Genomic DNA, 21,843 nt, shown 5'->3' on the forward strand with positions numbered 1-21,843 from the left:
CCGATTTCGGCAAAATTATTGACTTGAAAGAAAAAAATTGCTATAATGATTATAAATACCTGCATACTGATTTTTGGGGGAATCATATGAAAAAGTTAGTTTCTCTGCTCATTTGTGTCATAATGACAGTGGGCTTTTTCGGCACGGGGGTCTCGGCTGTACAGAAGATCGGGCTGACCAGAACTTCCATCACTCTTGAAGTGGGGGAGACAGCAACGCTGAAGCTTTCGGGTGCCAAGGGCAAGACCAAGTGGCGTATAACCGACGCAAGCGTGTGCAAATATAAAAACGGCATCGTTACAGCAGTCGGCGAGGGCAAGGCGTATATCTATGCCACCAACAACGGCAAGAAATATAAGTGTACAGTGACCGTTACAGCTCCAGAGGAAAGCGTGACATCTTACGATCCCGACAGCTTTGACTCTGTTTTTTCAATGGAAATGGGAGAGCGTGCTCAGGTGGATATCATGACCACGGGCTATGGAAAGATAAAGGTCCGCAACGAGGACCCCAACATCATCTCCGTTTCCTGCGGAACTGTCACTGACGGCAGCTTTACGCTTTATGTCGATGCAGAGGGCGTGGGAGTTGCAATGGTAACGGTATATGACAGCACCGACCCTTCGGAATATTTCACTCTGGGATTTGTTGTCTCCTCATGGGGTTCGGAGGCTCAGAACGATTTTTATACCGACACAAAGGCTGATATATTATCTTCCGACGAATTTGTTGATGAGGTAATCCGCCTTGTCAATGAGGAACGTGCGGCGGCAGGACTTGACGCTCTTGAAAAGAACGACACCCTGTGCACAAATGCCGACAAGCGTGCAAGAGAGGTCGCAAAGAAGTTTTCGCATACCCGTCCCGACGGAACGAAGTGCTTTACTGCCATAACCATAAGCTTTACCAGTGCTGCAGAGAATATCGCCAAGGGTCAGACCTCTCCCGCTGAGGTAATGGACAGCTGGATGAATTCCGATGGCCACAGAAAGAATATTCTTTCTCCCGACTATTGTCAGATAGGTGTGGGGTATGACGAGGCATCGGGCAGCTGGGTGCAGATATTTACAGATTGATTTTATCCTGACAATTTCTAATGTTAAATTGAAATAGCAGCTTATTTGTGTGAAGATATATCGGCTTTTGAGGTGATATTTACTAAATGCTTAAAGCAATATTTACAGACTTTTACGGCACGGTTGTGCATGAGGACGGAGAAGTTATAAGAAAAGTATCACAAGAAATATGTGCTACCGGAAAAGTAAATGATATATCAGAAGTAGGTTCCTATTGGTGGAATGAATTTCAAACTTCATTTAACCGTGCATACGGTTATAGCTTTGAGACTCAAAGAAAATTGGAATATAAGTCATTAGAAAAAACAATACAGCATTTTAATTCGTCTGCTAATGCAGAGGTATTAAGTAACCTGATGTTTGACCATTGGATAAAACCACCTATATTTGAAGAATCAAAGCAGTTTTTTGAAATGTGTCCCGTGCCTATATATGTCGTATCTAATATTGATAGAGATGATGTTTTTCAAGCAATCAAATATCATAATTTAAGGTCAACTGGGGTGTTTACAAGCGAAGATGCCAAGGCGTATAAACCCAGAAGTGAATTGTTTGAGTTTGCATTAAACAACGTTGGTTTATCTGCTGGGGAAGTATTACATATTGGTGATTCTTTAAGCAGTGATGTAAAAGGGGCTTCCTCTATTGGAATAAATGCGATATGGGTAAATAGGAGTAATCGAGAAGTTCCGACAGATATCATAGCTGTAAGAAATTTATTGGAAGTATATAACACATGTTTTTTTGATTAAAAATCAGCAATATTCCAGATAAGCACACTGTACAAACTCCAGTATATAATTGATGGTGAAATATGAACATATATTATATCCATGAACCGACCGATCTGCAGTGCGGTCAGGCAGTGCTGGCAATGCTGCTGGGTACAACTGCCGAATACATCTGCCAATACCTTGACAATGACCGTGAGACAGACCTGCGTGAAATGAAGCGTGTACTGACTGAACACGGCATAGGGTTCTCTCCCCAACGCAGGCAGGCACATACAGCTGCCGATCTTCCTCGCTGTGCACTGCTCAGTCTGGAAACGCCAAGGTGCTGGCACTGGTCACTGTATGCGGACGGCACTTTTTACGATCCCGAGCATGGCATTTTAAGTGATTTTCCTCAGTCAGACAGAAAGTTTTACTGGGAGATATTTCCCGAGACTGTCTTGTCAGAACGCACTTCGGATAATAATTTGGAGGAAACGATATGCGGGAGATAGAAGCATCTGAAACACGAAAATTAGAGAAATGCCTGCGGGCATTGGCTGAATATCATAACGGTGTCTCCGTTAATTTTAAAGGCGGTTATCCAAGCCGACCGTATGAGGAAACATTGAGGCTGTTTGAAGAGGCTTTGTTAAAGAAGAACTCTCACATAGTGCAGTGGAAGATAACGGTAGTGTTGTGGGCTTTGGCAAGATAGATATTTGCGGCAATGTCGGTAAGCCGGATTATCTTGTTGTGCTTAAAGAATACCGTGGCAAAGGATACGGCAAGGCTCTTATGGACTGGGCTATGAGTTCTTTTGACAGGAACGGTGTTCATCATATCGAGGTCAAGGTGGTTGATGGAAATGAAGCGATTCATTTATATGAAAAATACGGGTTTAAGATGAATGCGCATATTCTTGTCAATAACCGATAATTCAAAGCTTTTAATGCCATTTGGGCTTAACTTATAAGATATTGAAAGGAAGTTTATTTTATGAGCATATTAGGAAGTCTTACATCAACCGATAAGAAAAAGCTTGCATTACTTATCCTCTGGCTGATAGCAGGTATCGGAATGATTGTCATAGGCATTTTTGCCTTTATAAACCGTCAGCAGACAGTTGACGCAGTTTCGGGCGTGCTGGGTGTTTGTGCGCTTATCACCTGCATAGTAACAGCAGGTATCCGTTTTTCGCAGGCAAAGCTTATGGGTGGAAGCAAGTTCACCCTTGACTGGCTGCTGTGGCTTGCCATTGCTCTTTTGCTTTTTAACACAAAGATACTCCAGAAAATAGGCAGCTTCACCTTTATAATCATCGGAATAGTTGTTGCCTGTGAGGGCGCGAGAGCGTTTGTTTACGCTTTCAAGAACAGCGATGACAAGCAGTGGTATGTTCCCAGAATAATTTTTTCCATAATCATCACCATACTGGGCGTTGTAGTGGTATTCAATTCCGAAAAGATATTCAGAGGAATGACAGTGCTTGCTGTGGGCATATTCTTTATCGTTCACGGTCTTAATATCCTTAACGACTGGATAGGCAGAGCAAAGTATTTCCACTATTTCAGAGGAACCGAAGAATGAGTTCAAAGCAGGGAATAATCTTTGATATGGACGGTCTGATGATAGATTCGGAGCGTATCATAAACGACGCTGTGGTAAGGGCAGGGCATGATATGGGACTGGCGGATATCGAGCATATCAGCCTTAAAACCATCGGCACCAGCCATGACCACACCCGTGAGATCTACAGGGAAGCTTACGGCGATTTTGATTTTGAGCATCTTATGGACTTAAAGCACAAATATATCGACGAAATTATAGGGAACAACGGTTTTCCGCCCAAAAAGGGAATAACCGAGATACTTGAAAAGGTGACAGCAAAGGGATATGTGACGGCGGTAGGCTCGTCAACGAGAGAATGGGCGGTAAAGGAATTCCTCGGCAAGATAGATGTGCTGAAATTTTTTGACATTTTTGTCTGCGGAGATATGGGGCTTAAAAGCAAGCCTGCCCCCGATATTTTCCTTGCCTGTGCGGATAAAATGGGGCTTGCTCCCGCTGACTGCTTTGTGCTGGAGGATTCGATAAACGGCATAAAGGCAGCGCACGCCGCAGGAATGAAGCCTGTTATGATCCCCGATATGATTGCTCCCACTGAGGAGATAATGCCAATGCTATATGCGCTGAAACCGTCGCTCGTTGAAGCGGCTGAGCTTTTCTGAGGTGTTTACATGATACCCGATAATATTGAAGCCTATATCTTTGACCTTGACGGCACGCTGATTGACTCAAACGGCGTGTGGAAAGAGATCGACAGGCTTATTTTTGAGAAAAACAATGTCAGTCTTTCCGACACCGAGCTTAATGCGGCGGCTGCCATGAATTACAGCGATTTTCTCGGATTTCTGCGGTCATATGGCATTGTCTATACTCTTGATGAGCTGAGATCCGAGCTGAACGGCTATGCGGTCATAAAATACAGCAGCGAGATAAAGCTGAAAAGCGGTGTTAAAGAATATCTTGACAAGCTAAAAAAAGCAGGAAAAAGGATATTTCTTGCCACTGCTTCCCCCGAAAAGCTATATGCCCCTGTGCTGAAAAATAATGGGGTTTACGGATATTTTGACGGATTTGTTACCACGGAAGAGGCAGGAGCGGAAAAGGACTGCCCCGACATATATCTGCTTGCCGCAAAAAAATGTGGTGAGGAGCCGCACAACTGCGCCGTTTTTGAAGATATCCTCAGTGGGATTAAAAGTGCAAAGTCCGTAGGAATGTTCACCGTGGGAGTTTATGACAGCTGTTCCGCCGACGAAGCCGATTCGATAAAAAATGCGGCAGATATGTATATAATGGATTTTAAAGAGCTGCTTTGAGCGGCAATATGACTGATTGGAGATTTTATATTATGGATAAGCGTTACGCAGTTCTGATAGACGCTGACAATGTTTCGGAAAAATACATCAAGCCAATACTTGATGAGATATCCAACGAGGGCGTTATCACCTACAAGCGTATTTACGGCGACTGGACACGCCCTGCACTTGCTTCATGGAAGCAGGCACTTCTGAACCACAGCATTACGCCAATTCAGCAGTACAGCTACACCACGGGAAAAAACTCTACAGACTCCGCCATGATAATCGACGCTATGGATATTCTTTATTCCCATAATGTTGACGGTTTCTGCATAGTTTCCAGCGACAGCGACTTTACAAGGCTTGCGGCAAGGCTTCGTGAGTCGGGTATGCACGTTGTGGGAATGGGTGAAAAGAAAACGCCCAACCCATTTATCGCAGCCTGTAACAGGTTTGTTTATCTCGAAAACCTTGCACAGGGCGAGGTGAGCGATACTGCCGAGCAGGATAAGGACAAATCGGACGATGAAGTTCACGAGGTTGTCAAGGCAAAAACTATCAAGAATGCTATCTGTTCAATTATCGGCGAGGTCTCCGATGATGACGGCTGGGCCTCTCTCAGCGAGGTGGGAAATATCCTGCTGAAGCGTTATCCCAGCTTTGATGTGCGAAACTTTGGCTTCCAGAAGCTGACACCGTTCATCAAGTCTCTCGGCAAATTCGAGATATACTCCATTCCCTCTGAAAAGGGCAATGTTAAGGTAATGTACGTCAGAGTAAAATGATACTGAAAGGAAGATCATTATGAAATACACCATTAAATCAGACAAGCTTACAGCAGTTATCGACAGCTTCGGTGCGGAGCTTTGCTCCGTAAAGGACGCATCGGGCAGGGAATACATATGGACAGCCGAGGACGTGTGGAAGCGCCATGCTCCTCTGCTTTTCCCATTTGTATGCAACACTGCTTCAAAGAAATATACCGTAAACGGCAAGGAATATGCTCTTTCCAACCACGGCTTCACCAGAGACACTGATTTCCCGACAGCTGAAAGCACTGACAGCGCTGTGGAGCTTTCATACAAATCCGATGACAGCACAAAGACACATTATCCCTATGATTTTGAGTTTTCGGCAAAGTATTCGCTTTCGGGCAGCGTGCTGAGTGTTGCTCTCACAGTCAAGAATACAGGCAGTGAGGATATGCCTTTCTTCATCGGCGGACACCCTGGTTTCCTCTGCCCCTTTGACGGCGAGGACAGCACCTTTGAGGATTATGACGTGGTTTACGAGAAGAACGAGACCATCGTTCAGCACCTTGCTGACAAGGACATCACTGTTCTTGAAAACGGCAGCAAGGTACACGTTACAAGAGAGCTTTTTGCCAACGATGTTTTCATGAAGGATAAGCCTGCTTCCTCAGCTGTTTCGCTTGTCAGCGAAAAGAGCGGCAGAGCCGTGACCGTAAAGTATGATAACTCAGGCTGCATTGCAGTGTGGTCACCCTATGACGAAAGAGGAACATTTGTTTGCCTGGAGCCTTGGGCACAGGCTCCCGTTTACTGCTGCGACACCGAGGAGCTTACAAAGATGCCTCACGCACAGCACCTTGCAGCAGGCGAGACCTACACATTCAAATTCGATATCGAAATAAAGGAATAATTTATACAACGGTGCTGCGCTATGCAGTGCCGTTTTTAGGGTAAGGATATTATGATTAAACCTGAGATCGAAAGAAAATTTCTTATAAACCGGTCGGCAGAGCTGGACAGCCACTGCATCGCAAGGATCGAGATTGTCCAGACTTATCTTGTCAAGCCCGACCCCGATATACAGCGCAGGGTGCGTTCCATGACGAGGGACGGCGTTTGCCGCTACTATTACACCGAGAAAAAGTTCGTCAGCCCTATTGAACGTCAGGAAAATGAACGTGAGATATCCGCTGAGGAATATAATGAGCTGCTTTGTCAGGCGGACGATTCACTTGTGCCTATCATCAAAACACGGCGCATACTGCCCTATGAAGGACAGAATTTTGAGATCGACAGCTATCTCTTTTCCGACGAGCTTGCAACAATGGAGCTGGAGCTTGAAAATGCCGAACAGCACATCAGCTTCCCGCCCTTTGTAAGTATTATCAAGGAGGTAACGGGGGATAAGAGATATTCAAATGCAGTGCTTGCCGCCAATGGCTGCTTCCCTGAGAATTAAGCGGCGTTACGGAGGTCAATATGAAAAAAAGGATATTTGCCGTTGCCTGTGCAGCACTGCTTCTCACAGCCTGCGGAGCAAAAAGTGAAAACGCTTCGGAATCGGCTTCCGACAGCACTTTTGAAACGGAAAGCTCGAAGATCATAACCGATGATGTGTTTGAGGCGGCTTCTTTTGAGTCTGCGCAGTCCTCTGACGGTGCCTTTTCCGAGTATAATCTGGAGCTTAAAGGTGCCAAGGAAAATTACATGGCAATAATCCGCCGTGGTGAATTTGATGACGAAATATCGGTAACTCTGGAGAATAATCAGTATCAGAGCAGCAGCTTTGTGATAACTGCGCCCTCGGGCTATGAGCCGTTTTTCCCCTATACTCAGGCGCAGGCATCGACTATTGTGAATGTTATTTCAAATGATATCACTGACGATTATATCCCCGACATAATCCAGTTTACCTTTTATGTGACGCAGGAGGAGATAGACAAAGGCTCTGACCTGTCTTATTCTGTCAGCAGAATGTACACTATTGATGAAAACGGCGAACTGAGGGAGATAACCATTAAGGCTGATGACAGCGAGGGGGCTGACACCGAGAAGGATATTTCCGATATCCTTGACCAGGTGCACCTTTACCACACCGAGCCTGATAAGTTCATCTATGAAATGGTGGTAGATGATACCAATGTCTATGATGAAAACGGCGAACTGAAGCCTATCGGAGACCGTGTTACCCTTAAAACGCTGACCTTTGACTACAGCGTTCCATGCTTTGTGGCAGGCGAGGCGGAGATATCCGAGGATGATCCACTTTATTTCGGATATGCCTACTGGGCAGCTGCCAACACCGAAGCGCAGTATTTTATCATGACCACTTTCAACATTACCGACTGGGAAAATTATGTTGAAAAGACAAATGACGCAACAGGCAGCTCGGAGTATTATTTTAAGATAGCTGACAGCAGATTTAAGTCGGTCGATGACCTGCTGCCCTATCTGGAAAATGTTTTCACCGCCAGCACCGCAGAGCGCATTTTCAACGATGCGCCGCAGAAATACTGCGATATTGACGGCAGTCTCTACGGCATTGCAGGAGACGGCGGTATGGACTTTACCCTCGGAACGCTTACATTTACCGATGTTGAAGTATCGTCAGACAGAATGATATTCCGTTCCCGTCAGGAAAAATATACCGAGGACGGCGACCCTGCGGGATATACCGACGGCGGCAATTTCGTTATCACAAAGCAGCCCGATGGCAGCTGGAGAGTGAGCCAGTACAGATATCCGTATTCAAACAACTGACAGGAGGTATCTTATGAAACTTTTTATTATCCGTCACGGTGACCCCGATTACACCATTGACTCACTTACCGAAAAGGGCAGAAAGGAAGCGGCACTGCTGGCGGAAAGACTTAAAAATGTTAAGATAGATCATTTCTACGTATCTCCGCTGGGACGTGCCCAGGCAACGGCTAAATACACCCTTGACGCTATGGACCGCACAGCTGAGACCTGCCCGTGGCTCCGTGAGTTTGATGCTCATGTCAAAGATATCCACACAGGCGAGGAACGTATCCCGTGGGATATGCTTCCCGAGGACTGGACGAAGATAGCCGATTATTACGACAAAGACAAATGGTATGATGTTCCCCAGATGTCTGAGGGTCACGTTATTGACGAGGCGAAAAAGGTATATGACGGCATTGACGGCATACTGGCACGTCACGGCTATGAGCGTGATGGCAACATCTATAAAGCTGTGAGACCCAACAGGGAGACTGTTGCGCTGTTCTGCCATTTCGGCGTGGAGTGCGTTATGCTGGGGCATTTGCTGGGAGTATCTCCCATGGTGCTGTGGCACGGATTTTGTGCGGCTCCCACATCGGTAACTGTGCTTACCAGCGAGGAACGCCGTGAGGGCAAGGCATATTTCAGAGTGAACACTTTCGGCGATACGGGACATCTTTATGCAAAGGGTGAGGAGCCTGCATTTGCGGCAAGATTCTGCGAAACATTTGATTCAGATGAAAGACACGACTGACAGACAGGGGGAACTTGAATGAAAATTCCGACCAAAAGACTTACCGCAGCGCTGGCGGCACTTATGATGTGCATTTCCTGTACTGCCTGCGGCGACAAACAGACTGATGATATCCAGACGGATACCTCTGAGATCGTCACTTCAGCTGCGAAGACTGAAAGCTCGGAGACTGCGGCAACTGCTTCAGATTTCTTTGACAATGAGGATTATGACCCGCTTTCCGATGATTATGACCCATACGGCGGCGGAGGGGCTGCCACTGTTGCGGAGACTTCTTTCAGGCTCGATACCGAGAATAAAACAGAAGAGGGATCCAAAGCAGTTTCTGTATCTGAAACGGAAAATAAGCAAAGCGATAAGACCGAGACTGTAGCGGAAACGTCAAAGTCCTCAGACAAGGCAGTCAGCAAATCTCAGTCAGAGGGAACAGATGCGCAGCTTACAATATCCGTTCCCAACGGCTGGAGCGACGGAACGGCGGATTATTCTCAGATAGACGGAACCGTTAAAAACAAAGGAAAATCGGTGGTTGACGGCTGGACAGCTGTTATATCGCTGGGCAGCGGTGCTTCCGTTGAGCAGTCGTGGAACTGCGACATTGCCGTAAAGGACGGAACATTTACTATTACCCCTGTGGAGCATAACCGCTCCATTGACCCCGGCGGAGAGGGCACATTCGGTTTTATCGTTAAAAATCCCGGCAAGATCGATACGGATAATGCAAAGCTAACATTTGGCACAAGCGAATATACCGCTGTCAGCGGAAATAATAACAGCGTAAATTCTGGTGGCTCATCAAAGCCTGCTGCCGATCCTACCGCAAAGGAAGTGCCTGAGCCAACTACCGATGACTGGCTCTCCGTCAAGGGCAACAAGATAGTTGATTCAAGCGGAAATGAGGTCTGGCTCACAGGTGTGAACTGGTTCGGATATAATACGGGAACCAATACCTTTGACGGCCTTTGGACCTGTGACCTGAACAGCTCACTTTCCGAGATCGCCAACAGGGGCTTTAATCTTCTGAGAGTACCAATATCCACTGAGCTTATCAACAGCTGGGCGGCGGGGGAGTATCCCACAGCAAACTTCAATCACGCCACTAACGACTATCTGGTGGGCATGAACAGCCTTGAGATATTTGACTATGTTATCGGTCAGTGCCGTGCCAACGGTATCAAGATAATGATAGATATCCACTGTGCCAAGACCGATGCCATGGGTCATATGAAAAATATGTGGTACGATGGCGATGTTACCGAAAAGGATTATCTTGATGCTCTTTCGTGGATCGCTGAGCGTTATAAGAATGATGACACTATCATTGCCTATGACCTTGAAAATGAACCTCATGGCAAGGCAAATGAAGATCCCCGTGCCAAGTGGGATTCCGGCAAGGACAGCGACAACTGGAAGTACATAGCCGAAAAGGCAGCAATGGCAGTTCTGAACGAAAATCCTCACGCCCTTGTAATGGTCGAGGGTATCGAGATATATCCCAAGGACATCAAGAAAAACGGTGATTTTTCGTCAACAAACCCTTCCGATTATTATAGTACATGGTGGGGCGGAAACCTCCGAGGCGTAAAAAACGATCCCATTGATCTTGGCAAGTACAACAGCCAGCTGGTGTATTCGCCACATGACTACGGTCCTGCGGTATATCAGCAGGAATGGTTCAAGGGCGATTACACATTCGACTCACTCAAAAAGGACGCATGGCAGGACAACTGGCTGTACATCTATGACACAAACACAGCTCCGCTGCTTATAGGTGAGTGGGGCGGATATATGAGCCAGCCCAATCTGAAATGGATGACATATTTGAGGCAGCTTATCAAGGAAAAGCGGATAAATCACACATTCTGGTGCTTTAACGCAAATTCGGGAGATACAGGCGGACTTGTAAAGGACGACTTCACCACCTGGGACGAGGAAAAATACGAGTTTGTAAAGGAAGTTCTCTGGCAGGAGGACGGCAAATTCGTGGGACTTGACCATAAGATACCTCTCGGAGAAAACGGTAAGTGCCTTGGTGAATAATGAAAAAACTCGGAGTTTAAAAAGCTCCGAGTTTTTGTTTTAACTAAACTTTTGCAAAAAAAATCAGCCCGTATGGACTGATTTTTTTGTTACCTTAAAATTACTCAGCAGCAGCTTCAGCCTTGGGGCTGTTTCCGCCGTTCTTCTTTTCCTCAAGCCATACCCACAGAGGACCTGCGATGCAGATAGTGGAATAGGTACCTGAGATAAGACCTATCATCATGGGGAAGGAGAAAGAGATAATGGAATTTACGCCGTAAACCATTGCCACGATAGTTACTACCAGCATTGTTGCAATAGTTGTAACAGAGGTGTTGATGGAACGGGTAAGTGACTGGTTTGTACTGAGATTTGTAAGCTCTGCAAGGGAAAGCTTGTCCTTGTAGAGGGTCTTGTTTTCTCTGATACGGTCGTAGATAACGATGGTATCGTTGATGGAGTAACCGAGGATAGTAAGGATAACTGCCATGAAGTTTGCATCAATTTCCATACCGAAGATAACGAATGTGCCGTAAACAACGATTATATCATGGAAAAGTGCGATGACAGCGCAGATGCCAGCCAGCCAGCCGCCGATGTTCTTGAATCGGATAGCGATGTAAAGGATAAGAACGATAGCCGCAAATACTGCCGCAACAATACACTTCTGGAAGAATTCCTTACCGGAAGAAGGTGAAACGTCGGTGGATTCTGCCATCTGGAGACTGTTATCTGCATATTTCTCTTCAAGAGTGTCATTGAGGACGATCTGCTTGTCAGCAGTCAGACCCGAATTTGAGAGAAGAGAAAGCTGAATGTTATTCTTTCCTGTGTTAAAATCCGTACCTGTGGTAACTTTTACCTGAATGCCGCCCAGAGCCTCTTCTGCGTCAGCCGCAAAAGCATTACTGTCGATATCTCCCTCATAAAGATAGGTGATAAGAGTACCGCCCTTGAACTGGATATCAAGCTTTGCGCCAAAGATAAATGTTGAAAGAATGCTGAAAATGACGATAATGCCTGAGATTATAAAATAGATCTTTCTATTCTTTATATAATCGAATTTGAATTTTGTCTCACTCATTTCTTAGCACCTCCGTAAAGCCTTGGATTTCTGAATGCCTTGAATCCTGAAAGGGACATAAGCATGAGTCTTGAACAAAGAACGCCGAAGAACAGGTTAAGGACAGTACCTGTAAGGAGCGTAAATCCGAATGAGTAGATCGTACCTGCGGTCGAAGGACCGAACATAAAGAATACAAAATGAAGTGCCTTGGAGCAGATGCTGTCGGGAGTTCCGAATGCACCCATGAGTATGATAGCTACCAGGATCATTGTAACGTTTCCGTCAAGGATCGCTGAGAACGCACGCTGATAACCGCTGTTGAGAGCACCGTCAAGAGTCTTGCCGTTGGTGATCTCCTCCTTGATTCTTTCGGCTGTGATAACGTTTGCGTCAACGCCCATGCCGACTGCAAGGATAATACCTGCGATACCGGGAATTGTAAGAATGCTGCTGTCCTTGAATCCAAAATAGCCTGAAACGAATGCCAGTGTTCCTGCTACCTGACCTGCAAGGGAGATAACTGCAACCACACCGGGAAGCTTATAAACAGAGATCATGAAGACAGCGATAAGTGCAAATGAGATAAGACCTGCAACTACCATTGCTTCCAGAGCGCCCATGCCAAGGCTGGGGGATATGGTAGAGAAGCTTGCTGTAACAAGCTTGAAGGGGAGCGCACCGGAGTTTATCTGGTCTGCAAGCTTCTTTGCGCTGTCGGCGTCAAAGTTGCCTGAGATAGTCGCATTACCGTCACTGATAACAGCGTTAACGGTAGGAGCGGAAATATAAGTATCGTCCATCCAGATGGAAATTCTGCCCTGCTCCTGATAAAGTCTTGCTGTGGCATCGGCAAATTTCTTTGCGCCTTCATCTGTAAGCTTGAGGGCAACCATCCACTGTGTTCCCGAAGAGCTTGACTGCTCATATGCGGCATAAGCCTCGGAAACGTCCTTGCCTTCAAGGATAACGTTCTCGGCGGTAACGCCTGAGGGATGATTGTATTCATCAAGCTCAAGACCTTCTCTGAAAGTAAGCTGTGCGGTCTCGCCCAGCTCCTTTACAGCAGCTTCGGGGTCGAAATCCTCCTCGCCTTCCTTCCAGGGGAAGCGGACGATTATACGGTCATTGTTGTAATCAACATAAGCCTCGTAATCAGTGATGCTCAGGTTGATCATACGCTGGACAAGAACTTCCTTAGCGGCGTCCAGCTGTTCATCGGTGGCGTCAAATCCTTCGGGGGGAGTGAACGTAACATCTACGCCGCCCTTGATATCAATACCGAAGCGTATGTCGTCAACGCCCTTGATGTAAACTGTTTCGTTATCGCCGTAAAAACTGCTGAAGCCGAATATAACGGATAGCGTGAACGCCGCTATCAGCAGGAATACAACGAAAAATACAGGCTTGCTAACCCTTTTCACCTTTTTGACCATTCCTTTCCTGATGCCGCAGAATCATTGATAATGCTTGTGGGCACCGTATATACAGCCGAAATTGCATACGACCGCAATTATCGTTTTATTATAACATTTTTTTGTATATATGTCAATACCTTAAAATCCAAGTTTTCATTGATTTTTGCGAAAAAACGGATTTAAGAAAAATGCTTGTCTGTATGAAAATGGTTTTAAACCAAAACATTTCCGATAATAATAAGAACAGCTGCTCATATAATATTACTGCAAACCCCATAAGACGCAAACGCAAAGCGCACGGCGTCGGAAATATAACAAATAAAAAGGAGCAATCAATTATGAAAAACGATAACCTTACAGCACAGGGCAGAGAGACCCTCGAAAGATTCAAGATGGAAGCAGCTAATGAAGTCGGCGTTAACCTGAGAAATGGTTACAACGGCGACCTTTCCGCAAGAGAAGCAGGTTCCATCGGTGGTATGATGGTCAAGAAGATGATCGAGGGTTACAAGCAGGGTCTTAACGGCTAAGCTTTTCCTCTGAAATAGTAAAAAGGGATGTATCAAGCGGTACATCCCTTTTATTATTATTGAGGACTTTTTTACAGCTCCTTACTATTTTATCTGTGAAAATAAACCTTAAAATTTGTAATTGCCCCTGTTTAAATGTCTTTTAGCTGTCGTGAGTTATGTCTGTTGAGCCGCTTTTAGGTCATGTCCGAGTTTAAGTCCGTCGCCGTCTGAGATGCTGTCGTTATACCTGATTCTTTATATTGAGCCTATCAAATATGGCAATTATTCCAATGACTGATCCTGAAATAATATTATTGATACAAATAAAATATACATCTCTCAGATAATTGGGACCATTAAAAAATATCAGATCCATATTATCCGTTCTCATGGCATAAAACTGAAAAATCAACCATCCTGACGATAACATAAAGATAACTGCTAAATATAATAATGTTATTACCCGCCACCTATTATTTTTTTTTATTACCAAAAAACCTAATACATTAAGAATAGGTATTGTTGCAGATTCTATTGGTACAAACATACAATTCAACAAGCCAAATGAAATTCGCAGTAAATCATTACCATCAAATAAAGAAAAGACTCTATTCCAAAAAAGATTCGGCATAGCTATAAGAAAAATAAATATCAAAAATCTAATAAGGTTCTCTTTAACAACTTCCTTATTCATTTAATTCATCACCTGATTGTTATAGTGATTTTATTTCTCCTCCGATGAAGCCACGCCGTCAGCAAAGGCGTAATTTGATTTGCCGCTCTTTTTGATCTTGTACATAGCTGTATCGGCAGATTCAAGCAGCTCTGTGGGATTGGAGCCGTTTTCACGGAAGAACGCAATGCCTATACTACAGTGGATATTGAGTTGCAGTCCTGTGGACTCGGATTTAAAGCCTGCGTTGAGTGTTTTTATCATGTCATCTGCCACCTTGCCTGCATCGCCGATGAGCTTCAGGTTTGTAAGACACATTACAAATTCATCACCGCCAAGACGGCCGCCGAAACCTCTGTCACTGGTCAGTTCCTTGATGGATTCTGCAACAAATTTGAGTACATCGTCACCGCACTTGTGCCCATACTCATCGTTGAAATGCTTGAAATCGTCCAGGTCGATGAACATAAGAGCGTCCAGCGATCTTCTGGATTCTGACTGACGCATTTCCTCGTCAAGACTGCGCAGGAAGCTTGCACGGTTGAAAAGCTGGGTGAGAGCATCATAATTTGCCTTCTGCATAAGATTGATCGTGCTCTTCTTTTCACGGTCGATATCGGCTATCATTCCGATTATTTTTGAGGGAGTTCCGCTCTGATCCTTAAACTTTCGTCCCTGTATCCTGAACCAGCTAAAATCGCCATAGATGTTTTTCAGGCGGTATTCGCCCTCCCATTTTTCACCCTCATAAATAAGTATCTTTTCAACATCGTCATTAAAGCGCTTGATGTCGTCCTTATGCACCTTCATTTTATAAAGAAAGCTGTTTGAAATGCTGTCTGTCTGGGCTCTGAAACTGAATTTCTGATTGAAATTGTTTGATACATATACGGTACAGGCTTTGAGGTTTATCTCAAAAACCACATTATCCATCATGGAAACGACGGTTTTGTAACGCTGCTCGCTTTCGTAAATGCTGTCAAACATGGTGTTGAAGGCAGAACCGATCTCGCCGAACTCGTCGTTGGTATTAAGCTCCAGCCTTATTGTTGTGTCGCCTTTATTTTTCTGGTTTATTACACGGATTATCTTGCTCAGAGGTTCGGTGTATGTGATACAGATAAGTATTGCAAGTGCCGAGGTCGTGATACAGAATATGACTACGGCAAATTTTGCTGATTTGAAATCTGCTGAGATATTACCGGAAGCAAGAACATTATCGTAATAGCTTACAACGCTCCAACCCGCCTCGGGAATAGATGTGCCGATAACTGTTTTTCCGTCATATTCGGCGGACAGTGTCTGTGTAACGGAGCTTGTGGTGTAAAAGGGGATAGCATCGGTGATGTTATCGCCTATCTTACGGTATTCAGCAACAGTTGTGAGAGATTTTGGATAGCTTACACTTGAGGAAATGTATTTTCCTGCGGAATCCACCAGAAGCACTGAGGCATAGTTGCTGTAGCCTGTAAGTGACATGGACTTGCATATCTGAGTAAGGTCAATTCTTTCAACAACAAGTCCTATCTGATTGCTCACGCCCGAATAAACACGCTTTACAACGTAAAATGAGCAGGTGTCGCTGTCAGTGGGACCGTATATATGAGAGATGCCGTTGTTGCTGTCTGCTGCGGCGTCAAGCTCCTTGTATCTGTCGCAGTAGGAGCCGATGTCATTGATATTATATGCGGCAAGAACAGTTCCGCTGGTGCTGGTGATGAACATATCCGTAATAAGGTGATTGCGCTTTACTGTGTTGCGTATAGAGTCATTGATCTGCCTGTAATAATCATCATCCAGAGTAAGCTCAGCTCTTTCAATGTATTTTTTCAGATAGTCGCTTGATGCAAATTCCTTTTCGTTAAAGGAAAGATTATGTATAACATCAGCGATATAATCGGCTTTTGTCTCGTTAATGTTTTTTAGAGCCTGCACCTGGGACGCCGATACCTGATCCATAGATATTTTGGAAAGATATACATAAAGGAATATAAGCGGTATCAGAATGATTATCAGGAACAGACTTATCATTTTAAGACGGATCTTCAACAGTTTCCCCTCCATATCCACCGTAGGATATATATATATAATGTATCAGGTTATGAATAATTTCTTTAGTAACAAAATCAGATGTAAATCAGATGTAAAATTGTATATCCATAATTTTATCATAAATGTACAAATTTGTAAATATCTTTTTGGGCTTTTTAACGCTCTGCCCGAACTTTTGTATGCTTTTCACAAAAAGAGACAGGCTTTTTTTATTTTCAAAACACAGGGTTCTGCAAAATTCGCACTGTATGAATGATAAGATTAAGCCAGAGACGCACAAATCATGATACAAAACAGACAAACAAAAGAAAGGACTGTAAAAAATGGGAGTAAAAATAGAAAAGGCTGACGGTGAGGTCAGAGCCTTTCTTGACGGAGAGATAGATCATCACTGCGCTCCGTCCATACGCAATGAAATAGATCTGGCGGTGGAAAGCTGTCGTCCCGAAAACCTTATCCTTGATTTCGGCGAAGTGACGTTTATGGACAGCTCGGGCATAGGTCTTGTTATGGGACGCTATCAGGTGATGAAGAACATAGGCGGACGGGTGAGCCTGCAAAATACCCCTGTTCATATCAGGAAAGTGATGCGGCTTGCGGGTCTGGACAGATTTGCCACTATAAACTGAATTGGAGGAATTACATAAAATGGCACATATAGAAAATGAGATGCGTGTTACACTTGCTTCCCACAGCAGCAATGAAGCTGTTGCGAGAAGCGTGGTGACAGCATTTATAATGCAGATGGACCCTTCTGTGGGAGAGCTTGCGGATATAAAGACAGCAGTTTCCGAGGCAGTCACCAATGCCATAGTTCACGGCTACCGGAACAGCAGCGGAAATGTGGAGATACTTTGCAGGATACTTGAGCGGGACGTGCTATACATACGTGTAAGGGACAAGGGCTGCGGCATACCCGATGTAAAGAAAGCAATGGAGCCGCTTTTTACCACCGTTCCCGAGGAGGAGCGTGCAGGGCTTGGCTTTGCGGTCATGGAAAGCTTTATGGACAGCGTTTCCGTCAAAAGCGCAGTGGGAAAGGGGACAAGCGTTACTATGAAAAAGCGCATCCTTTCCGCAAGTCTTATACGTGCCGGAGCTAACGAAAATGAGTGCCGCTGACATCGCTTCCGCAGCTTCCGCAACGGACGAAAAGCTCCGCAGAGACAAGCTTGTTACGGAAAATCTGGGGCTTGTACATCTGTGTGCAAATCGTTTCAGGGGCAGGGGAGTGGAATATGAGGAGCTTTACAGCTCAGGCTGTGTTGGTCTGGTAAAGGCGGCAGGGGCATTTGATGAAGAAAGGGGCGTGAAATTTTCAACCTATGCTGTTCCTGTTATTCTTGGCGAGATAAAGCGTGTTTTCAGGGACGGCGGAACGGTCAAGGTGAGCCGAAGTCTTAAAGAACTTTCAATGAAGGTCACACGGGAAAAGGCTGATTTTATCCTAAAAAACGGCAGAGAACCGACTGTGTGCGAGCTTGCGGACATAATGGGCGAATCGGCTGAGAATATTGCCGAAGCACTTTCGGCGGCATTGCCCTGTATTTCCCTCACAGGCGGTGAGGACGAGGACGGCAGGCAGCAGGATATCCCGTCCCCGTTCCGTGAAGCGGATATTTACGAGGGCATTGCTCTGAGGCAGGTGATGGACAGGCTTTCGGCAGATGACAGACGGCTTATATTCCTGCGGTATTTCAAGGGGCTTACCCAGAGCAGAACGGCGGATATGCTGGGAATGACCCAGGTGCAGGTGTCAAGGAGGGAGAAAAAAATACTGGGAGAGCTGCGGCGGGAACTGGTATGATCTGCAAAATATGAACATGGGTGCTTATGCGAATGCTGAGCACCCTGCTTTTTTATGCTCTGCAAGATAAAGTCTATAGACTGATCGGTAAAAAGTATAAAAGGGTTTCGCTTCTTTCATCTTTTTGAAATAAAAATTATTAATATGATTTTTTTAGAAAAAAACAAGTGTAATTTTTGTTGTAAAATACATATAAAAAATCTTGAAGAAATAAAACTGATGTGGTATAATATATATAAATAATCCCAGCTTCGGGAATGTCGGAGGTGTTATTCTGATGAGCGGCAAACTTACGGTGGGTGTTTTTATTCATCATCTGGATAACGATTATTCCAAAGCTTTTCTGAAAGGAACAGCTGCTGCCGCCAACGATCTGGACGTAAATCTTGCTATTTTCCCGGGTCGTGCGCTTGACTGCCAGCTTGCTGACAGGCGATATACGGTTTATGAATATCAGAACAACGTCGTATATAGCTTTGCTTCAAGCAAGTCTATGGACGCACTGATAGTTTCGGCAGGAACTATCGCAACGTGCGTTTCTCACGATGAATTTAAAGAATTTCTTGGCGGATATGAAGGACTTCCCCTTTTGACAACTGAAACAAAATTTGAAGGCTATCCCTGTATAAGATTATCGGGAAGCGGTATAAAGGAGCTTGTTTCTCACCTTGTTCATGAGCACGGAAGAAAACATATCGCATTTGTAAGCGGTCCGGAGGGCAATACCGATGCTGATGAGCGCCTGAACTATTATAAAGAGGCTCTCGCCGAAAACGGTCTGGAGTTTGATCCTGACCTTGTTACATACGGCAATTTCTCCGAGTACTGCGTTGATATAGTCACTGACCTTATCGACAGGAACGAAGGCAAGATAGATGCTATCTGCTTTGCCAACGATATGATGTGCCGCGGCGGTTATAAGGCTATTGAAAGCAAAGGTCTGCGTGTGGGCAAGGATATTGCCGTAACAGGCTACGACGATTCCGAGGTAGCAGCAACGCTTAGACCTATGCTCACCACTGTCCGTGCCGATGCTTCAGTGCTGGGCTACAGGGCAGTTGAGGAAGCTGTGCATATGGCAAAGGGTGAAAAGGTCGAGGATATCTGCATTGATTCCACACCCGTTTTCAGATTTTCCTGCGGATGCATCTTTCAGGCTGAACAGAAGGTAACGCTTGATAACCTTGATGAAGCTTCCGTAAGAAAGGCTGTTGATAATATCCTTTCCGAGCATATCCAGAGGTACGAAGTCAGCATGAGAAAGCATGACTGCATAAAGCGTCTCCATGAATTTGCACATAAGCTCATGTCCTATGCGGCAGGTGCGGATATCTCTGTTGAAGAGCTTTTTTCCAAATCCTATTTTTCAAGGATAATGGATTCGGATATCTGGAAGCTGGTATCTCCCGAGGCGTTTCTCAGGATAATGAAGAGCATCCGCTCCGCATCTCTTTCCGCCTGCGAGGGCAATATGATGGGAAGAAAGCTCAATGTGCTGAAAATACTTGAGGGCAGCATGGAAGTTGCTTCCGAGTGCATAGTAAATATGCACTACACCACTATGAACGATATCACATTCACTCACTTCCTTATCGGTAATATCACAAAGGATATGACCATTTATGACAGTGATGATGAAAAGTGTTACTTCTCTATTGTAAATGACCTTTACCGTGCTCATGTTGACAGCAGCTTTGTTTATACATTTGAGGAGCCTATTATCCATGACCCCGAGAGTGAGTGGAAGCTCCCCGAAACTATTCTGCTGAGAGCGTATAATGACGGCGACAAGCTGGCTGCCGTTACAGGCGAGGCGTGCAAGCTTCCTTCCAGCAGGATCATTACCAACCAATACACTCCCAACGGCCGCAACCGTATAATGGTCGTTTCTCCGCTGTTCATGAACGAGGAACAGTATGGCGTTATAGTCTGCGAGATGGAAAATGAGTATTTTACATATATTTACTCAATCACACCCCAGATTTGCTCCGCTATAAAGCTTACAAACCTTGTTGCAAAGCTTGAAAGCTCTCTTGACGCTGCGCAGAGCAGAAACAATGTCCTCAACAGAATGTCTATGATAGACGAGCTTACAGGCGTTTATAACAGGCGTGGATTTTACGTATCCGCAAACAGGATACTCAAAGCTCCCGAAAACGAGGGCAGGCAGGCTGCCATTATCTTCGGCGACCTTGATAATCTTAAAAAGGTCAATGATACTTTCGGTCACGATGACGGCGACTATGCGATCGTTTCCTGCGCAGAGTTCCTCAAAAAGAGCCTGAGGACTACTGATGTTGTGGGAAGAATAGGCGGCGATGAGTTTGCGGCATTTGCAATATGCGATGATGCTGATATAATCGCTCAGCTTCCGTCAAGAATAAAGGGTATTGCTGCAAAGCATAACGAAGTCAGCGACAAGCCGTACAATGTAACGGTAAGTATCGGTATTTATCCTATAATCTGCTCACCCGAGCTTAATATCCAGGAATTTATGGATAAGGCTGACAATGCACTTTATGAGGACAAGAAGAAGAAAAATCCAGACATTATGAAGCACAATATGTGAGTTAAATTAAATGTTTGCGAAGGCTGATGCTGCTGATGCGGTGTCAGCCTTTTGCGTAATGAGCAATAATTATGGAGGGTCAGATATGATAAAGGTGATAGGCTTCGATATCGGCGGAACGCTGATGGAATACAAAAATATGCCCAATGTCTGGATAGACTATTATAAAACAGGCTTTGAAACGGTGCGGGACAGGCTTGGACTTCACATTTCAGACAATGACATAGCAAGGTCGGTGGAGGTACTGAGAGGTTATAACCCAAAGGTGAAATACCGTGAGGAGGATATTGCTCCCGAGGTCATATTTACCGATGCCACATCTCATTGGAAATGCAGCTATCACCTTGAAAAGGTGATAGATATTTTTTACCGCTCCATGGGGCTTGTGCCGTATATCTATCCCGATACTGTAAGTACTTTGAAACAGCTCAGGGCGGACGGGTATAAGATAGCCACTCTTACAGATGTTGCCACGGGAATGCCCGATGAGCTTCACAAGAGCTATTTTCCCGAGCTTATGCCCTATTTTGATATGTACGTTTCCTCGCTTTCCTGCGGATACAGAAAGCCCAATCCAAAAGGCCTGTCGGATATTGCGGAGCATTTCGGCGTATCGCCTGCGGAAATGGTTTTTATCGGCGACGAGCAAAAAGATATAATTGTTGCCAAGCGCTTTGGCTGTATGTCTGTGCTTATTGACAGAAAGGGCAGAAATGCTGATTTCGGTCAGGAGCATACTATTATAAATCTCACTCAGCTTGAAGAAATACTGTAAAAGTAAAACAGCTCTCTGTCATTGTGATGTGCACATAACAGAGAGCTG

At 45.0% G+C, this 21,843-nt stretch carries 23 protein-coding genes; 19 read left to right on the plus strand and 4 right to left on the minus strand.

Annotated features, from left to right (window positions below):
• The first annotated feature begins 86 nt into the window (after positions 1-86).
• From OCV68_RS08435 to OCV68_RS08495, 13 genes are all read left to right on the plus strand, one after another.
• A complete protein-coding gene (locus tag OCV68_RS08435) occupies positions 87-1,076 on the plus strand; it encodes a CAP domain-containing protein (RefSeq protein WP_262572027.1) in 990 nt (329 codons plus the stop codon).
• Positions 1,077-1,162: 86 nt separating this feature from the next.
• Entirely contained in the window at positions 1,163-1,828 is a 666-nt protein-coding gene (locus OCV68_RS08440) for an HAD family hydrolase (RefSeq protein ID WP_262572028.1), read from the plus strand.
• Between the two features lie 62 nt (positions 1,829-1,890).
• Complete coding sequence (locus tag OCV68_RS08445) at positions 1,891-2,304, plus strand: hypothetical protein (RefSeq protein ID WP_262572029.1); 414 nt, start codon at positions 1,891-1,893, stop codon at positions 2,302-2,304.
• A gap of 184 nt (positions 2,305-2,488) precedes the next feature.
• Entirely contained in the window at positions 2,489-2,728 is a 240-nt protein-coding gene (locus OCV68_RS14765) for a GNAT family N-acetyltransferase (protein WP_394803505.1), read from the plus strand.
• Positions 2,729-2,788: 60 nt separating this feature from the next.
• The gene (locus OCV68_RS08455) at positions 2,789-3,379 is read left to right on the plus strand and encodes a DUF308 domain-containing protein (protein WP_262572031.1); all 591 of its coding nucleotides are present in this window, start codon (positions 2,789-2,791) and stop codon (positions 3,377-3,379) included.
• The gene (locus OCV68_RS08460) at positions 3,376-4,020 is read left to right on the plus strand and encodes an HAD family hydrolase (protein ID WP_262572032.1); all 645 of its coding nucleotides are present in this window, start codon (positions 3,376-3,378) and stop codon (positions 4,018-4,020) included. The genes OCV68_RS08455 and OCV68_RS08460 overlap by 4 nt, the downstream gene beginning before the upstream one ends.
• A 9-nt stretch (positions 4,021-4,029) precedes the next feature.
• Positions 4,030-4,674 (plus strand): HAD family hydrolase, encoded by a 645-nt coding sequence (locus tag OCV68_RS08465; protein WP_262572033.1) that lies wholly within the window; start codon positions 4,030-4,032, stop codon positions 4,672-4,674.
• Positions 4,675-4,706: 32 nt separating this feature from the next.
• Positions 4,707-5,441: an NYN domain-containing protein gene (locus OCV68_RS08470; RefSeq protein ID WP_022474501.1), complete on the plus strand. Its 735-nt coding sequence runs from the start codon at positions 4,707-4,709 to the stop codon at positions 5,439-5,441.
• A 19-nt stretch (positions 5,442-5,460) separates the two neighbouring features.
• A complete protein-coding gene (locus OCV68_RS08475) occupies positions 5,461-6,318 on the plus strand; it encodes an aldose 1-epimerase family protein (RefSeq protein ID WP_262572034.1) in 858 nt (285 codons plus the stop codon).
• A 51-nt stretch (positions 6,319-6,369) separates the two neighbouring features.
• Positions 6,370-6,867 (plus strand): CYTH domain-containing protein, encoded by a 498-nt coding sequence (locus tag OCV68_RS08480; RefSeq protein WP_262572035.1) that lies wholly within the window; start codon positions 6,370-6,372, stop codon positions 6,865-6,867.
• Positions 6,868-6,887: 20 nt separating this feature from the next.
• The gene (locus OCV68_RS08485; protein ID WP_262572036.1) at positions 6,888-8,168 is read left to right on the plus strand and encodes a hypothetical protein; all 1,281 of its coding nucleotides are present in this window, start codon (positions 6,888-6,890) and stop codon (positions 8,166-8,168) included.
• 13 nt (positions 8,169-8,181) lie between these two features.
• A complete protein-coding gene (locus OCV68_RS08490) occupies positions 8,182-8,907 on the plus strand; it encodes a histidine phosphatase family protein (RefSeq protein WP_262572037.1) in 726 nt (241 codons plus the stop codon).
• Between the two features lie 18 nt (positions 8,908-8,925).
• The gene (locus OCV68_RS08495) at positions 8,926-10,947 is read left to right on the plus strand and encodes a cellulase family glycosylhydrolase (RefSeq protein WP_262572038.1); all 2,022 of its coding nucleotides are present in this window, start codon (positions 8,926-8,928) and stop codon (positions 10,945-10,947) included.
• A 100-nt stretch (positions 10,948-11,047) separates the two neighbouring features.
• Here OCV68_RS08495 and secF read toward each other — a convergent pair whose 3' ends face one another.
• On the minus strand, positions 11,048-12,010 hold the full coding sequence (secF, locus tag OCV68_RS08500) for a protein translocase subunit SecF (RefSeq protein ID WP_262572039.1): 963 nt from the start codon (positions 12,008-12,010) through the stop codon (positions 11,048-11,050).
• Positions 12,007-13,413, minus strand: coding sequence for a preprotein translocase subunit SecD (locus OCV68_RS08505; protein WP_147621647.1), 1,407 nt, complete (start codon positions 13,411-13,413; stop codon positions 12,007-12,009). Before OCV68_RS08505 ends, secF begins: the two co-directional genes overlap by 4 nt.
• A gap of 332 nt (positions 13,414-13,745) precedes the next feature.
• Between OCV68_RS08505 and OCV68_RS08510 the strand changes: the two genes are divergently transcribed.
• A complete protein-coding gene (locus tag OCV68_RS08510; protein WP_147621646.1) occupies positions 13,746-13,937 on the plus strand; it encodes an alpha/beta-type small acid-soluble spore protein in 192 nt (63 codons plus the stop codon).
• Between the two features lie 223 nt (positions 13,938-14,160).
• Here the strand turns inward: OCV68_RS08510 and OCV68_RS08515 are convergent, their stop codons facing one another.
• Positions 14,161-14,613 carry a hypothetical protein gene (locus tag OCV68_RS08515; RefSeq protein ID WP_022474492.1) on the minus strand — a complete coding sequence of 151 codons (453 nt, stop codon included), beginning with the start codon at positions 14,611-14,613 and terminating at the stop codon, positions 14,161-14,163.
• A gap of 30 nt (positions 14,614-14,643) precedes the next feature.
• Entirely contained in the window at positions 14,644-16,641 is a 1,998-nt protein-coding gene (locus OCV68_RS08520; protein ID WP_262572040.1) for a diguanylate cyclase domain-containing protein, read from the minus strand.
• A 326-nt stretch (positions 16,642-16,967) separates the two neighbouring features.
• Between OCV68_RS08520 and OCV68_RS08525 the strand changes: the two genes are divergently transcribed.
• From OCV68_RS08525 to OCV68_RS08545, 5 genes are all read left to right on the plus strand, one after another.
• Positions 16,968-17,273 carry an STAS domain-containing protein gene (locus OCV68_RS08525; RefSeq protein WP_022474490.1) on the plus strand — a complete coding sequence of 102 codons (306 nt, stop codon included), beginning with the start codon at positions 16,968-16,970 and terminating at the stop codon, positions 17,271-17,273.
• A 19-nt stretch (positions 17,274-17,292) separates the two neighbouring features.
• On the plus strand, positions 17,293-17,766 hold the full coding sequence (gene spoIIAB, locus OCV68_RS08530; protein WP_317259209.1) for an anti-sigma F factor: 474 nt from the start codon (positions 17,293-17,295) through the stop codon (positions 17,764-17,766).
• Complete coding sequence (locus OCV68_RS08535) at positions 17,753-18,451, plus strand: sigma-70 family RNA polymerase sigma factor (protein WP_147621644.1); 699 nt, start codon at positions 17,753-17,755, stop codon at positions 18,449-18,451. Before spoIIAB ends, OCV68_RS08535 begins: the two co-directional genes overlap by 14 nt.
• A 277-nt stretch (positions 18,452-18,728) precedes the next feature.
• Complete coding sequence (locus OCV68_RS08540; RefSeq protein WP_262572041.1) at positions 18,729-21,020, plus strand: GGDEF domain-containing protein; 2,292 nt, start codon at positions 18,729-18,731, stop codon at positions 21,018-21,020.
• A gap of 85 nt (positions 21,021-21,105) precedes the next feature.
• Positions 21,106-21,795 (plus strand): HAD family hydrolase, encoded by a 690-nt coding sequence (locus tag OCV68_RS08545; protein WP_262572042.1) that lies wholly within the window; start codon positions 21,106-21,108, stop codon positions 21,793-21,795.
• Positions 21,796-21,843 lie beyond the last annotated feature (48 nt).

The organism is Huintestinicola butyrica, assembly GCF_025567215.1.
Lineage (GTDB): Bacteria > Bacillota > Clostridia > Oscillospirales > Ruminococcaceae > Huintestinicola > Huintestinicola butyrica.